Below are 15,085 nucleotides of genomic sequence, written 5' to 3'. Positions count from 1 at the left end.
AGGTGCGACTCATGCTGTTTCCTCAGGACCGCGTGGCGCGGGATTGCGGGTGATGAACATCGCATCACCGTAGCTGAAAAAGCGGTATCCATGCTCGACGGCGGCCTTGTAGGCGGCCATGGCTTCGGGATAACCGGCGAACGCCGAAACCAGCATCAACAGTGTGGATTCGGGCAAATGGAAGTTGGTGACCAGGGCATCGACCACATGGAACGGCCGGCCCGGGTAGATAAAGATGTCGGTGTCGCCGCTGAACGGCTTGAGCACGCCATCACGCGCCGCGCTTTCCAGGGAACGCACGCTGGTGGTCCCCACCGCCACCACCCGACCGCCGCGCGCCCGGCAGGCGGCCACCGCGTCCACCACGTCCTGGCTGACTTCCAGCCATTCGTTGTGCATGTGGTGATCTTCGATGCGCTCGACCCGTACCGGCTGGAAGGTGCCGGCGCCGACATGCAGAGTCACGAACGCAGTCTCGACGCCCTTGGCGGCAATCGCCTCCAGCAGCGGCTGGTCGAAGTGCAGCCCCGCGGTCGGCGCAGCCACGGCGCCCAGGCGCTCGGAATACACAGTCTGATAACGCTCGCGGTCCGAGTCTTCGTCCGGGCGGTCTATATAAGGAGGCAACGGCATATGGCCGACGCGCTCCAGCAGCGGCAGCACTTCCTCGGCGAACCCCAGCTCGAACAAGGTGTCATGACGGGCCAGCATCTCGGCCTCGCCGCCGCCTTCGATCAGGATCTTCGAACCCGGTTTCGGCGACTTGCTGGAGCGCACATGGGCCAGCACACGGTGGCTGTCGAGCACTCGCTCCACCAGGATTTCCAGCTTGCCGCCGGAGGCCTTCTGGCCAAACAGGCGCGCCGGAATCACCCGGGTATTGTTGAACACCATCAAGTCGCCCGGGCGCAAATGCTCAAGCAAATCAGTGAATTGACGGTGGGCCAGGGCGCCGGTGACCCCATCCAGGGTCAACAGGCGACTCGCGCGACGCTCGGCCAGGGGATGGCGGGCGATCAGCGAATCAGGGAGCTCGAAGGTAAAGTCAGCAACACGCATGATGGGGTTCGTCTAGCAGGGCCGGAAAGTTTAGCGGAAATAGCCAAAATTGACCATGAAACCTGATTGACCAACGGTAGGCACGTCTCTATACTTCGCCGCCATTGAGCCCTGATGGCGGAATTGGTAGACGCGGCGGATTCAAAATCCGTTTTCGAGAGAAGTGGGAGTTCGAGTCTCCCTCGGGGCACCAAACTTAAAAAAGACCTTGAAATTCAAGGTCTTTTTTTTCGCCTGTTGAAAAGTGCCACCTCCCCCGCGCACCAGGATTCTGTAGGAGCGAAGCTTGCTCGCGATGAACGATGACGCGGTGCAACTGCCCCACGCAGCGTCTGCGTCACGGGCAAACCGAGTATGCCTGTGCATTGAGCGATGGAGACGATGCAGCAGAAAAGCGCGCTGAGAAGGCGCTCAAAATCGCCTCTGAGGAAGTGACGCAGGCGACCCGAGGCAAGCGCGGAGTTGCGACCGTTGTGAGCGCGTTGACGATCGAGGTTGAAAAGCTGGATGAAGCAATCGCCAAAACAAATCGACTTTTAACTGATCTCCACAACGACCAACTACGAGCAGCTCGTTTCTTGCTGGCCGACCGCCTGGACAGAACCGCACAGGAATTTGCAAATGTCGCAGCACAGCTACACGCCACTCGGAAAGCGTTGGGCTGGCATAGCTCGCTGCATGATCTGTATGTGCCTTTACAGGCTCCCACCGGTCCTAAGTACATCTGTGAACGTACGGTCAGTAACAAGGCATCAGGGATCACTGCAGAGCAAATCTTAGCGGCCTAAGCCATTCCCATATCATCACCATAGGCGGTGATCCACACCCAACCGGAGCAGCATTCGCGGAACACCGAACGTGTTCCGCGAAGTTGGTGTTCCAGTTGTTCATTTTTTGTGTTCCACCTCTGTAAGCCCCGTACCACATGGCTTCCAACGGTTCTGGAACACATGGAACACATGGAACACCTATATTTAGGCATCAGTGGATTAGCGCTCCCCTGGCCCCATTTGAGGGCTAAACCCTCAGCGGAAACTAGCGCGGCAGATCGCTACGAAGCTCCAAGGTCATGCCCTGGCTCGCCGGAGCATGCCCCCTCCTCTACCAGAGAATTTACGGGTCCTCCCGGAGGGGGGCCCCCTACACGGGTCACCGTACTCGCAGGTTTCCTCTAGCTGAAATTTTTCAAGGGATGTCCGTCTTTTTATTGGCTGAACCAGTCAACCTGATACATAGGTTAAAGAACATTCCCCCTGTAGGCAGACCCGTTTCAGTACCCATTTCCTCATGCCTGATACCATTCTGTCAGCGCGACAATGATGCTGAGAGCATCAAATTGTGGAAAGATTTTTTGTTCTAGCTAGCACGGATGCCTCGACTCCACTGTTAATTGAGTCGTGGAATAATTTGCTGGCATCGAAGGTCTGTGCATCTCACCCACGTCCCCTATTGTTGACCGCAACACTATAGTAGTAGAGTCATATAACTTCATCGGGAGTGCCAACAGAATGGATATCCAAGTAGACACTATTCGAATCAGTGGTTTTAGGGGACTTCAGAACATTGAAATTTTTCTTCCAAAAGTTGCCGTTTTGATTGGCACGAACAACTCGGGGAAAACGTCAATTATCAAGGCCTTCCAGCTAGCATTAGGCGATTACTCTCGATATGTCGCTGACGAAGACCTTTTTATCGCCAGAGACCAGACTAGAGCCAACTTCATCTTAGTAGATGTAAGAGTCATCGCTATAGATAAAGATGGTGATAGAGCCCAGAAATTTTCTAATGAGTGGGCTGAGCACCTGGGCGATAACATTCAGTCCGAAGCAGACGGAAAGCAATTTCTCGCTATAAGAACTAGGAGTAGCCCTAACGCTATCAAGGGCGGATTTGAGACTTTGAGAAGCACGCTGGATCGCTGGCCGAACTTAGCTAACTGGACAACTGAAAAAGTTCGCGAATCAAAAATTGGCAATAAAAAATTCAACATACCACTAATCCCAATTGACGCTCAGCGTGACATCCACCTTGAGCTACGAGACAAATCCTCATTCATCGGCAAGGTATTATCGAATATCAATTATGATGAAAAGGATATAGCCACTCTAGAGGGCATAATCAAAACAGCAAATGACGAAGCGGTTGCTAAAAGCCCAGAACTTCAAAACTTAAAAAAACATCTTGAAGGGTTAAGCCAATCCTTCAGCAGTTCTGGCAGCGCAGAAATCACTCCTCTCCCCAAGAAAATACGCGATCTTTCTAAGCACTTCTCAATTCATTTTGGGGAATCGGCCTCGAACTCTTTCTCCATGGAATACCATGGAATGGGAACGCGCAGCTGGGCTTCAATGTTGACGGTTAAATCCTTCTTAGATATGACAGCTGAGAAGCATATCAGCGAAGCAGAGCCTTTCCTTCCAATACTGGCGGCAGAAGAGCCAGAGGCACACCTTCATCCTAATGCGCAAAAAACCCTATACTCACAATTAGCAGACTCAAAGCGCCAAGTAATAGTCAGCACACACTCGCCCTATCTTGCGGCCATGTGTAGTCAAGAGAATCTTAGACACATCAGGCGTGTCGGAGATGATGTTCACGTTGATATGCTGCGAGCAGACCTAGATGATGAGGCCAAAAGAAGGCTTCAAAGGGAAGTTATACATTCACGAGGAGAATTATTATTCTCTAACGCAATTATCTTATGTGAAGGAGAGACGGAAGAGCAGGCGCTTCCAATCTTGTTCAAAAAATATTTCAACCATGACCCGTTTGCTCTTGGCATAACGTTTATAGGGGTCGGTGGATCCGGAAAAAAATACTTACCTTTTTTGACATTCGCTAAAGACTTCTCGATTCCAGCTTTTATTTTTAGCGATGGAGAAGCTGCAGCCATTAAAAACCTACAAAAGCACTATTCAGATATTCATCCCGGAACGGATATCTGCAACAATGGCAATATTACAGTACTCGATGGAACTGATTTCGAGGGCTACTTACTGAGCAACGGCTACCATGACTTGATTGAAAAAACCATTTTAGATACAGATGGAGAAAGTTTCATCGACGATTGGATTAAAACCAGAGATGGGGCATTGCTCGGCAGAAAGAAAACCAATCGACCTCCCTGTAAAGAATGTGGCCAACCTATATTTGAAGATCAATTAAGAGACTACAAAGCAGAGGGAGGTCTCACCCGTGCTATCCTTGAAATCTTGGATTCCAATAAAACCAGATATGCTCCGATGATCGCTCAGGCTTTATGTAAACTAGATAACAAAGATTTACCTCCAAAGGTCATCGATTTTTTTGAAAAGATTCAGAATGGATGGGCCGCGCTATGAATCTCTCCTCGAGTCAATCGCAGATAATACTAGCTCCTCTAGACCGTGCTATTCAGGTGCTTGCCTCAGCAGGCTCAGGGAAGACTAGGGTACTCACGGAGCGCGTTAGGCATATCATAACCTCCACTAGAAAAGATCGAGTGATTGCGCTGACCTTTACTAACAAGGCTGCGGAGGAGATGCTGCACCGTCTCTCAGATTTAGATGAATCTGAAGAAAGGTGCTGGATATCCACAATACACTCAGTGGCCCAAAGAGTGGTTAGCCAATATGGTCACACTATTGGTCTTCCAGTGGATCTTCAAATCTTCGAGCGTGACCAGGATAGAAAAGCGATATTTCTTCAATCCTTGCGCGATAGCGGGGTTGATATCGACAGCTTTTTAGAAGTTGACGACGCAAATCTTAGAAAAAATAGATCTCAAATAATCCAAAATTACATGGATAGTTTTTCAATCATAAAAAGGGAATTACTAACTGAAGATGAAGTTAAGTCCCGATACCCCGAAGAAGGATTCTGGGCCACCTTCAGTGGTTACCAGCAAACCCTAATAGAAAGCGGGGGTATAGATTTTGATGATATTCTCGTATATGCCCATCGCATACTCATGGAACAGCCTTGGTGCGCAGAAATCTATAGAACACAATTCAAACACATACTTGTAGATGAAGCTCAAGATCTTAACACTGCTCAATATGAATTCATAAAAGCACTTTGTGGAGAAGATATCAAAAGCGTCTTTATGGTAGGCGACCCTAATCAAATGATTTACGGATTCAACGGTTCGTCGCATAAATTTCTTTGTGAATATTTCGTCCGCGACTTCTCTCCAGATTGTTACACACTTACTGAAAACTACAGAAGTTCTCAGGCGGTCGTTGGACTCGCAAATAAACTAAAACCAGGCTCTCAAGTGGTCACAAATTTCGCATTGAAGGGAGACCAAAAAATCGCGGCGCTTGAGGATGAAAACGCTGAAGCAGAATGGATTTGCCAAGGCATACAAAACATCCTTGCGTTGGGCCAGCATTCAGAGATCGAAGGACGAATAACATTAAAAAATATGGTCGTCATTGGCAGAAATCGGTTTGTTTTTTTGCCACTTGAAGAGAAGCTGAAAGCCAACTCTATAGCTTATTCTTTAAAGAAAGGTGAGCGTAGCGCGGAGCCTAACTCTACATTCGGAAAAGTTTTAGATTTAGGACTACGCCTAAAGTTAAACCCTAAAGACTGGGTTGACGGCAAAAAGCTTTGTTCCGCGCTTAAAGTAGACCCTCCGGTTACTTGGGGTGACGAAGACGTTCTGATTGAACTTTCCAGAAAGGCTCGTTCAGCCGAAATACCTTTTCCAGACCTGCAGGCAGATCTTCTAGAAGAAATCCACAAATTGAAACTTGACGAACCGAGCATTCCAAAACTTCATATTTCTTTCGAGAGAAAGCTAATAGAGCTCGGTAAACAAGACACTCCAGAAAGGGATGAGGAGGTAGAAATATCACTTCTCGAGATAAATGAATTCAGAGAATGTTGGACCGTCTTCAAGAAGAAAGGGCTTGGCGAGTCGCTGCTAGCCTTCAGAAACGCAATGGCATTAGGGCAGCTCGCCGGGGAGTATGACCCTAAGGGTTTGACTTTAAGCACGGTTCACACAATGAAAGGTTTAGAGAAGGATATCGTTTTTTTGATGGGCATGTGCGAGGGAGTGTTTCCGGACTATCGTGCAAAACTGCCTCATGAGATTGATGAGGAGCGAAACAGTGCGTTCGTCGCAGTGACGAGATCCAGAAGATGGATATATATAACCTACCCTAAGAAAAAGAAAATGCCATGGGGTGATGTCAAGGCTCAGCGAGCTTCCAGATTTGTAACCCAGATGATGAATTAGCCCCACTAAAACAAGCGGCCCTAATTTACTTATGACCGCTTTTTCCAAAAACATCAACTTCAACACTCAATATACTTTTGACAAAATGTAAGCGAAAAATGTTGCAATTGAACCAACACCAACAAGCCAATAGTAAAAATCCACCGACTCTTACCGATAACTCAGCATTCAAGGCCGACATAAGCAATGTAATCAAAAAGAAAACCTTAAAACGTTGATACAGAACAATAGCAAGAAGGTCCTCTCTTTCACCAAAATAGAGATGGGCTTCTCCCTTTTGTCAGACACGTAGTGAGCTGACCAAGAACTCGTGGTCGAAAAATGTCTTGCTGTTCCAACGGTTTTACTTGATTGACGACACCAGGCGTGCGGAATCATCAACACAAAAGGCCATCGTTACCAATGCGATAACGATGGCCTTTTTTCAATCGTGTCCTATCAATTTCGATGACTGAATTTCAATAAGCTGGAGTGCCTACCACTAACAAGATCCCGCGGGTTTCCGACCCCGTGTAGTGTATGAAACCTCAGGGGCCCCCGGCAGTTTTGCGGGCTCCGATTGAGTGGCAGTCAACGCGATGCTGGTCGAACGTACTTCCGAGAAACCCAACCTTCTATCTCTAGCCCCTCGTGTTTGTAGCTAACCAACAGCCAATCACGATTAGTGCTATCCATCACCTCCAAGGGTGCATATCTCGGCAAGGTCATGATCACCTCCGCTTTCATCCCAGGATCCTCACGCAGATTGACCCCTTCTCTCTTGGTCAACCGAAAGCTCTCGCTCACCCCTCTAGGAGCGTCGCAGAGTGTAGTGCGAACAAGCTTTCGCGCATGAGCTAGAGAATCGAAAGCTCCGAGTCGTTCTTGTATATCGCAAACAGACTCACGAAAGTCATTCCACTTACTGAGATCATCATAAAACGTGTGCACTGCGGTAATGAACATCATCAGGAAAATCAACGCTGGAGCTGTAAGGCTCCGCGCATCGGAACCAGTACTAAGAGCCTGAACAATCTCGGCCTCTACATCCTGTGAAGTCGAGGAGGTATCAATAAGATCTGAACGATCTCCGTCCTCCTGATAATCCTCAATAAGTGATTGAAGCCTCGTAGGATCGGTAGAGACCAACAAATCAAAAACGGGAGACTCTTGCAGGGTTTCAAAGCTACTTAAAAGGGATCTCAGCGATGACGTAGAACGGTAGGTGTTCATCGCTGCAATTACTGATTTCAGTGAGTCTGATTGCTGCAGTGCCATCTCGACAGCTTCAAAGGACGCCGCATGGTGCTGACTGTAGGCTCGAGTGAGTTTTTCAGTCCAACTCGCTAGATCCTGCATTTCGCGTGACGGTTGAAGCCACTTTCCAGTCGAGTCTAATAGAGCTTGGATCTCCGGTGAGGGTCTAAACATCCGCTCAGTAGCTGCCATCGCCGCATAAATTTCACGATATGGAAGGAGAGCTCGATCCGTGGCTTGCAAAACAGCCTCAAAATCGCGATAGGGATGCATCATCTTTTGGGTGGCATCGATCACAGCTTGGATAGCTGCGGATGGCCTTAATAGCTTGTCTGTTGCATCAATTAGCTTTTGGACGGAGCTGGACTGGCGTAGATATTTGTCGATTGAAGACGTAATCGAATGATCAGGCAGCGAGTAAGAGAACTTTTGACCTGGTGCGGCATAAAGCGCAGGGTTTGAGGCGTGCAAAGGGGTCGGAGCCGACGAACTCCGATCCTCGGAATCATCAAACCTTCCACCATCCGTGGATTGCTGCTTGGTCTCTTTCTCGCTGGTCATGGAATAGCTCTCTACTGCTAAAAAATGTCATCGCGAAAAACTTCATCCGTAGACGCGACATCTGAGCAGTATATGCACGGTGATGCGCAGTAGAATAATGCGCAGCACGCCAATGCTTGTATCCCAACCTGTATCCCTATGATTAAAATAACGCTGAAGACCTTAGCCCCTATGGAACTCTACAGTCTCCCTCGGGGCACCAAACTTAAAAAAGACCTTGAAATTCAAGGTCTTTTTTTTCGCCTGCAGAAAAGTGCCGCAACCCTTTCGCGCCAGGATTCTGTAGGAGCGAAGCTTGCTCGCGATGAACGATGACGCGGATTGACTGACACTGCACAGCGCCTGTTTCGCGGGCAAGCCTCGCTCCTACAGGCAAACGCAAAAGCATCGATACAGAGCTGCTCAAAAGCTTCCTTGATACGCATCAAGAAGCCCGGTTTTGTGCGCCATAAACTGTCTGAAAGACATTGGAGCGATCAGACAGGCCCGATATGAGCGAAGAATCCACCGCGCGTCCCCTTCCCGAAAAAGCCACGCCAGCCGCCAAACCGACGGTTACGGCCAGTAGCAAAAGCGCCCCACGCAAACCGGCCACCCCACGCCCACGCCGGCCACGTGCGACCACTAAACCTGCCGCGGCCAAGACCGCCGAAGCTGAAATCAGCGCCATCAGCCAGCAGCCGGTCGCCCTGCAGGTGGCCAGCGCGCCCCATGGCAGCAATGAAGACAGTTCCACCGCCAAGCTGCCGGCCAGCTATCCGTACCGCAGCCGCATGCGTCGCGCCGAGTATGAAAAGGCCAAGCAGGAGCTGCAGATCGAACTGCTCAAGGTGCAAAGCTGGGTCAAGGAAACCGGGCAGCGCGTCGTGGTGCTATTCGAGGGGCGCGACGCCGCGGGCAAGGGCGGCACCATCAAGCGCTTCATGGAGCACCTGAATCCGCGTGGTGCACGAATCGTCGCCCTGGAAAAACCCAGCGAGCAGGAACAGGGCCAGTGGTATTTCCAGCGTTACATCCAGCACCTGCCCACTGCCGGGGAAATGGTGTTCTTCGACCGCTCCTGGTACAACCGCGCCGGTGTCGAGCGGGTCATGGACTTCTGCTCGCCCCTGCAATACCTGGAGTTCATGCGCCAGACGCCCGAGCTGGAGCGCATGCTGTGCAACAGCGGCATCCTGATGTTCAAGTACTGGTTCTCGGTCAATCGCGACGAGCAACTGCGGCGCTTCATTTCGCGCCGCGACGACCCGCTCAAGCACTGGAAACTCTCGCCCATCGACATCAAGTCGCTGGACAAGTGGGACGAATACACTGCCGCCAAACAGGCGATGTTCTTCCACACCGACACCGCCGATGCGCCCTGGACGGTGATCAAGTCGGACGACAAGAAACGCGCGCGAATCAACTGCATCCGCCACTTCCTGCACTCCCTCGACTACCCAGGCAAGAACCTGCGCGTGGCCCATCAACCCGACCCGGTGCTGGTCGGCCGGGCGTCGCGGGTCATGGAAGAAGACGAGCGGGTGTACAACGAAGCGGCCGCGGAGCCGGTGCGCAATCCACAGGTGACGCTCGCGTAAGCAGCCAGCCTTGAAGAGGGCCTGCTCCAGGATCGATGAAAGGTCCTGAAGCGGGTCCGACCAGCTAGATACCCTGCACCGGCAACAGCACACAGGCCTGCAACCCGCCACCGTCACGGTTGCGCAAGCGCAGTTCGCCGCCGTGCTCCAGCACGATCGCCCGCGCCGCGGAGAGCCCCAGGCCGACGCCGCCGGTGTTGCGATTGCGCGAGCTTTCCATGCGGAAGAACGGCTCGAACACCTGTTCCTGCCACTCAACGGGAATCCCCGGCCCGCGATCCAGCACACAGACCTTCACCTGCTCGGCATCCGCCACCACTTCAATCGCCGGTTCGCTGCCATATTTGATGGCGTTTTCCAGCAGGTTGCTCATGACCCGCTTGAGCCCCAACGGGCGGCCGAAATACACCAGGCGCGGCGGACCACTGAACGCGATGTCGATGGACTGGTCGCGGTAATCGTCGACCAGGGTTTGCAGCAGCTCCGCCAGATCGAAAGACGTCGCCTCCTCCAGCCGCGCATCGTCGCGGAAGAACTCCAGGGCCGAATTGATCATCGCCTGCATCTCATCGACGTCATGGAACAACCGGCGCTGCTGCTCGGAGTCCTCGATGAACTCGCCACGCAGGCGCATGCGAGTCAGGGGGGTACGCAGGTCGTGGGAGATCGCCGCGAGCATCTGCGTGCGCTCCTTGATGAAGTGCTGCAACTGCGCCTGCATGGCGTTGAATGCGAGGATCGCCTGGCGAATCTCGTGGGGGCCGACCGGCTCGATAGGCGGCGCGCGAAAATCCACGCCAAACCGCCGCGCGCCCAGGGCGAACTGCTGCAGGGGCCGGGCCAGGCGGCGGGTGGCGATCAAGGCGACCAGGACGGTGGACAACAGCACCAGACCGATCACGATCAGATTGCGCGGTCCCTCATCCAGCCCCCAGTTGCGCGAGAGCGAGGAGAACATCAGCCAGGAGCCATCGCTCATCTGGATCAACAACGCATACGGTCCGCCCGGCTCCGGCCAGTCGCTGGGCTGGTAGGCTTCAATGTGCCCCGCCCCGGGCCTGAGCAGCTGTTTCAGTTTCGTCGAGCCCTCGCGGTACTCCGGCTCATCGACTACCGGCACCTCGATATCCCGTCGCGTCGGGTGCCAAGTCACGCTCAGGCCGTGGTCGCTGACTGACTCGGCCAGGCGCGCGCGCTGCCCCGGCTCCGAGGCGTCGATCATATTGCTGATGGAGGCGATCTTTTCCACCAGGCCGGATTCGCTCAACGGCGGTTTGGCCCAGACTCCGGCCAATTGCACGAACAGCGCATTGAAGGCCAGCGCGGTGAGCATCGCCATCAGGGTGGTCAGGGCGATCCAGCGGGCGATGGTGTCGCGCGGGCCGCCCGGCTTGTGTCTCACTTTCATTGGCGGGTCACGCTGGGGGTGAACAGGTAGCCGCCATTGCGCACCGTGCGAATCATCGCCGGGCGCTTGGTGTCGAACTCCAGCTTGCGTCGCAGGCGGCTGACCTGCACATCGATGCTGCGATCGAAGGCGTCATGGGCCTGCCCGCGCGCCAGGTCGAGCAACTGTTCGCGGCTGAGGATGCGTTGCGGATGCTCGACGAACACCAGCAGCAGGTCGAACTCCCCCGCCGACAGCGGAATCATCACCTGATCCGGCGAGCGCAGCTCGCGGCGGGTCAGGTCCAGCTGCCAATCGGCGAACCTGATCAGCGGGCGCGGCACCTCCCCGACCACCGGCCGGCTCTCCCCGGCGCGGCGCAGCACTGCGCGCACTCGGGCCAGCAGTTCGCGGGCATCGAAGGGTTTGCTCAGGTAATCGTCGGCGCCCATTTCCAGCCCCACCACGCGGTCGCTCAACTCGCCCATGGCGGTCAGCATGATCACCGGCACGGCGTGCTGCTGGCGCAGGCGCTGACACAGGGTCAGGCCGTTTTCCCCCGGCAGCATCAGGTCGAGAATGATCAGGTCCGGCACCTGCCGCTCCAGCGCCGCCCACAACGAAGCGCCCTCGGTGGCGACTTCCACCGAGTAGCCGTGTTGCACAAAAAATTTCTTCAGCAGCGCGAGGACCTCAAGGTCGTCGTCCACGATCAACAGACTGCTCACCAGTGCGTATCACTCAAGCTCGGAAAGTACTGTCATTCAAAACCATTGGCCGCGGCCCGTCATATATTTCAACGCGGTAACAAACCGACAACCCCGCAATAAAGCAGACATCTTCAGGCAAAACGTCCATGCCAGCATCGGCCTCCCTGTTCCCAAGGTCGTCCGCCCATGCGCTCATTCCTGTGCTCCACCCGCCTGTGTCGTCATACCGCCCTGCTGCTGTCCCTGTCCTACCTGGCGGGCTGTACCAGCACGGGATCTGCCACTCAACCCGACTGCGCGAAGGTCGACTATCCGATCTATGACCCCGCCGAGCCGGTCAACCGTGGCGTATTCGCCTTCAACAAGGCCGTTGACGACTACGCACTGGCACCGGTCGCCCGCGGTTACCGCCGCCTGCCGGACTTCATGCAACAGGGCGTGCATAACTTCGCGAGCAACTTCGGCGAACCCAAGGTCTTCATCAACGACCTGTTGCAAGGCAACCCGCAACGCTCGGTCAACAGCCTGGGGCGTTTTGCGGTCAACACCACGGTTGGCGTACTCGGCCTGTTCAACGTTTCGGACCCGCTCGGCATCCCGCGCCACACCGCCGACTTCGGCCAGACCTTCGGTGTGTGGGGCATCGGCAACGGCCCCATCGTCGAACTGCCGCTGCTGGGCACCGACAACAGCCGCGACTCGGTGGGCAAGATCCTCAACTTCGTGGTCTCCCCCTTCGGCGACAACAGCGACACCGTGCAGACCCTGGGCACCGTCGCCATGGTCGGTGGCGTAGTGGACGGCCGCGCCGCCCTGCTGCCGCTGACCGACAGCCTGAAAACCATGCCCGACTACTACAGCGCCCTGCGCGACGTGAACGCCGAACACCGCGCCGCCTTCGTACAGGAAGGCAAGCAAGGCGCTACCAGCCCCGCCAAACATCGTTGTGAAGGAGCGACCCATGATGACTTCTGAAACCGACGCCCTGGTCCTGCTGCAACGCGTGGCCAAACACGGCGACGCCTCCCTGCAATGCCGCGAAGTCAGCCTGCGCCTCTCGGCCGACCAACAACACCTGACCCTCAGCCGCTACAGTGAACACTACAGCCCCGAAGGCCTGGAATGGGTCGAGCGCCAGCACCGCATCAGCGTGAGCGAGTTGATTCGTTGGGTGATCAAGCAGGGGGAACCGCAGGTGTTGGTGCGAGGGGTGGACAGTGGTCTTGCGTCGTGATGCCAGCCAAGGGGTAAGGCGTTTCAGGATCGCCTGATTCAGCCGCCTGATAGGCATTGTTACGTTCGAGGCCCATTCCTCAAAGAGAACGTAGCCCATGGCCTTTGTCATCAGGGAAGGCGACCCCACCACAACCGGCGGCAAGGTCATTGCCGGATCGGCCACCACCTTTGTCGTGGATCAACGGGTCGCCCGCATTGCCGACCCGGTGTGGTGCCCGGTGTGCCAGACGGTGGGCTATATCGCCGAAGGCCATCACACCTGGGCGGATAACCACCAAGCCACGGCGGTGGAGGGTGGCCTTGTGCAGTGCGGCTGCCCGACCGGGGCCAACCGCCTGATCGCTACTCAGCGGACGGTCTGCTCCGGGAATCAACCGACTATCCCGCTCGACAGCGATTACATCGGGCCCGCGGTGATCAATACCCAGCGCTGGGCCGACGCGATTCATAAGGGGTATCCGCAGAATGAGTTTGCCGATGCGGTGCCGCGGGATCAGGTACGCGGCCTGAGCGTTGCTCACGGCAATATCGTTTCTCCGCCGCTGTCCGTGCAGGACACACAACATCTGGTGGAACCGGGGTTTCATATCGTGCAAACGCCGATGACCCGCGCTGCGCTGGAGACGGTGCTGTTCGGTCAAGCCGATGAGGCTGTGCTGGAGAAATTCCGCCGGCTCAATCCTCAGCTATCGAGTCCTGCCAAACCTGGGCAACTTGTTGTGCTCAGTCATCCCGACAACTACCAATGCACCCGTGAAGAAGCCTTGCTGATGGAAGCGGCGGAGAAGGTCAGTGCGGCATTGGCGTCCATGAGCGATGAAGAAGCGGCCTTTATGCTCAAGTATCGGGTGCAGGTTGAATCGATACTGTCCTATGGTTCGACTGCTTTAGGTGTTAGCACGGCGGCCGTGGGCAACCATATGGACAGCTTGAAAAGAACCTTGCTGGATATCGAAGAACTCCATCAGAAGTTCTTTCTGCGGGATGGGCATTTGCGCAGCGTTGAGTTCTTCAGTGAAAGGAGAAAGCTGTTTGCACAACTGGATACCAACCTGACCTCCATCACGAAAATGAGCATTGCCTTCCCCGATCACCCCAGCCTTAAAAGCGCCTTGGGGATTTCCAGTCGGAGTCTGGTGCATCGCTGGACCCAGGCGGGTGCGGTAGGTCAGATTCCAGGGTACGCCACGCATATTGAGGGTGTTTCCCGAGCCTCCAAGGTACTTAAGTTGGGCGGTTGGCTTGGGACAGCATTGGGCGGTGGAGCGTCTTATGTGAAGGTTCAGGACGTTTGCTCAGCGGGGAATAAGGAGGCTTGTGAGAAAGTACGGTTCACCGAAGCCGGAAGCTTTACGGGCGGGGTAGCAGGTGGAATGTTTGCGGGAATGGCATTAGGTACCGCCGCGACCGGAACTGTTTGTGTGGCCATCGGAGTCCCTACAGGTGGCATCGGTAGCGTGGTGTGCGGCCTGATAGTCATCGGAGGGGGCTCTTATGCGGCAGGGAAACTGGGTGAAGCTGGGGGCGAGAGCATTGGAGAGTTTATATATGAGAAAGGAAAATGAACCTGATTAGCTCCCCACATGATTTTTTTGTTGTTTTATGCATCCTGACTTTTCTTGGAATATTCAGCATGGGTGGTATCTATCTCTATTGGGGGTACACCCGCATGGAGGAAATACTTGGCCACGTTAAAAACTGCAAGGCAATAACCGGGAGCAGGTTCTATCTTCACATGGGTCCTTGGGGAAGGCTGGTAATGGTCGGCATGGTGGCAGGTTTTTTAGCTCGCCCTACTTCCCATGTTAAAAAAGGCATACTGGACGCCAACGAGATAGATACTTTCCCCCAGCCGTTTAAAAGAAGGCTCATCGTATCGCACTATATTATATGGGGGCTTGGGGGAAGCATGCTGTTGTCGGTTAGTGCAATGAAATTAATTGAGTGCTTCACCTGAATACAAAAAGGCCCTTTAAGGGCCTTTTTTGCATCCTGCCGTCCCTCTCATATAGCAGCCAGAATTCCCTTCGGTATCCTCATAACGTTGTTGTGCCACTCATGAGGCTTCCATCTGCGCTTGAAGGAAACC

12 protein-coding genes and 1 tRNA gene are annotated in these 15,085 nt (G+C 54.2%); 9 read left to right on the top strand and 4 right to left on the bottom strand.

Annotated features, from left to right (window positions below; genetic code table 11):
* Positions 1 to 9 precede the first annotated feature (9 nt).
* Positions 10 to 1,059 (bottom strand): tRNA preQ1(34) S-adenosylmethionine ribosyltransferase-isomerase QueA, encoded by a 1,050-nt coding sequence (queA, locus tag NRG23_RS25630; protein ID WP_028683321.1) that lies wholly within the window; start codon positions 1,057 to 1,059, stop codon positions 10 to 12.
* 108 nt (positions 1,060 to 1,167) lie between these two features.
* Between queA and NRG23_RS25625 the strand changes: the two genes are divergently transcribed.
* The 4 genes from NRG23_RS25625 (at position 1,168) to NRG23_RS25610 (ending at position 6,286) form a co-directional block, all read left to right on the top strand.
* Positions 1,168 to 1,252: transfer RNA gene (locus NRG23_RS25625), tRNA-Leu, on the top strand.
* A 172-nt stretch (positions 1,253 to 1,424) separates the two neighbouring features.
* Complete coding sequence (locus NRG23_RS25620; RefSeq protein ID WP_257372745.1) at positions 1,425 to 1,847, top strand: hypothetical protein; 423 nt, start codon at positions 1,425 to 1,427, stop codon at positions 1,845 to 1,847.
* Positions 1,848 to 2,567: 720 nt separating this feature from the next.
* Positions 2,568 to 4,400: an ATP-dependent endonuclease gene (locus NRG23_RS25615; protein ID WP_257372744.1), complete on the top strand. Its 1,833-nt coding sequence runs from the start codon at positions 2,568 to 2,570 to the stop codon at positions 4,398 to 4,400.
* On the top strand, positions 4,397 to 6,286 hold the full coding sequence (locus tag NRG23_RS25610; RefSeq protein WP_257372742.1) for an ATP-dependent helicase: 1,890 nt from the start codon (positions 4,397 to 4,399) through the stop codon (positions 6,284 to 6,286). The genes NRG23_RS25615 and NRG23_RS25610 overlap by 4 nt, the downstream gene beginning before the upstream one ends.
* A gap of 570 nt (positions 6,287 to 6,856) precedes the next feature.
* On the opposite strand, the gene NRG23_RS25605 is transcribed toward NRG23_RS25610, so the two are convergent.
* Positions 6,857 to 8,083, bottom strand: a complete 1,227-nt coding sequence (locus NRG23_RS25605) for an SH3 domain-containing protein (protein ID WP_257372741.1) — start codon at positions 8,081 to 8,083, stop codon at positions 6,857 to 6,859.
* A gap of 491 nt (positions 8,084 to 8,574) precedes the next feature.
* Between NRG23_RS25605 and ppk2 the strand changes: the two genes are divergently transcribed.
* On the top strand, positions 8,575 to 9,663 hold the full coding sequence (gene ppk2, locus NRG23_RS25600; RefSeq protein ID WP_257372740.1) for a polyphosphate kinase 2: 1,089 nt from the start codon (positions 8,575 to 8,577) through the stop codon (positions 9,661 to 9,663).
* 64 nt (positions 9,664 to 9,727) lie between these two features.
* Here the strand turns inward: ppk2 and NRG23_RS25595 are convergent, their stop codons facing one another.
* Together NRG23_RS25595 and NRG23_RS25590 are read right to left on the bottom strand one after the other, a co-directional pair.
* Positions 9,728 to 11,071 (bottom strand): cell wall metabolism sensor histidine kinase WalK, encoded by a 1,344-nt coding sequence (locus NRG23_RS25595; RefSeq protein ID WP_110176018.1) that lies wholly within the window; start codon positions 11,069 to 11,071, stop codon positions 9,728 to 9,730.
* A complete protein-coding gene (locus NRG23_RS25590; protein ID WP_009050668.1) occupies positions 11,068 to 11,778 on the bottom strand; it encodes a response regulator in 711 nt (236 codons plus the stop codon). Before NRG23_RS25590 ends, NRG23_RS25595 begins: the two co-directional genes overlap by 4 nt.
* A gap of 168 nt (positions 11,779 to 11,946) precedes the next feature.
* Here NRG23_RS25590 and NRG23_RS25585 point away from each other — a divergent pair, with 168 nt between their 5' ends.
* The 4 genes from NRG23_RS25585 (at position 11,947) to NRG23_RS25570 (ending at position 14,953) form a co-directional block, all read left to right on the top strand.
* A complete protein-coding gene (locus NRG23_RS25585) occupies positions 11,947 to 12,735 on the top strand; it encodes a VacJ family lipoprotein (protein WP_041984297.1) in 789 nt (262 codons plus the stop codon).
* Positions 12,722 to 12,994: a hypothetical protein gene (locus NRG23_RS25580; protein WP_101283410.1), complete on the top strand. Its 273-nt coding sequence runs from the start codon at positions 12,722 to 12,724 to the stop codon at positions 12,992 to 12,994. The genes NRG23_RS25585 and NRG23_RS25580 overlap by 14 nt, the downstream gene beginning before the upstream one ends.
* A gap of 97 nt (positions 12,995 to 13,091) precedes the next feature.
* Positions 13,092 to 14,561 carry a PAAR domain-containing protein gene (locus NRG23_RS25575; protein WP_257372736.1) on the top strand — a complete coding sequence of 490 codons (1,470 nt, stop codon included), beginning with the start codon at positions 13,092 to 13,094 and terminating at the stop codon, positions 14,559 to 14,561.
* On the top strand, positions 14,558 to 14,953 hold the full coding sequence (locus NRG23_RS25570; RefSeq protein ID WP_038634921.1) for a hypothetical protein: 396 nt from the start codon (positions 14,558 to 14,560) through the stop codon (positions 14,951 to 14,953). The genes NRG23_RS25575 and NRG23_RS25570 overlap by 4 nt, the downstream gene beginning before the upstream one ends.
* Positions 14,954 to 15,085: the final 132 nt, after the last annotated feature.

The sequence above is a fragment of the Pseudomonas sp. T8 genome (genome assembly GCF_024610635.1).
Lineage (GTDB): Bacteria > Pseudomonadota > Gammaproteobacteria > Pseudomonadales > Pseudomonadaceae > Aquipseudomonas > Aquipseudomonas chlororaphis_I.
The sequence above is the reverse complement of the archived record's forward strand: the minus strand, read 5'-3'. Positions and strand labels throughout refer to the sequence as shown.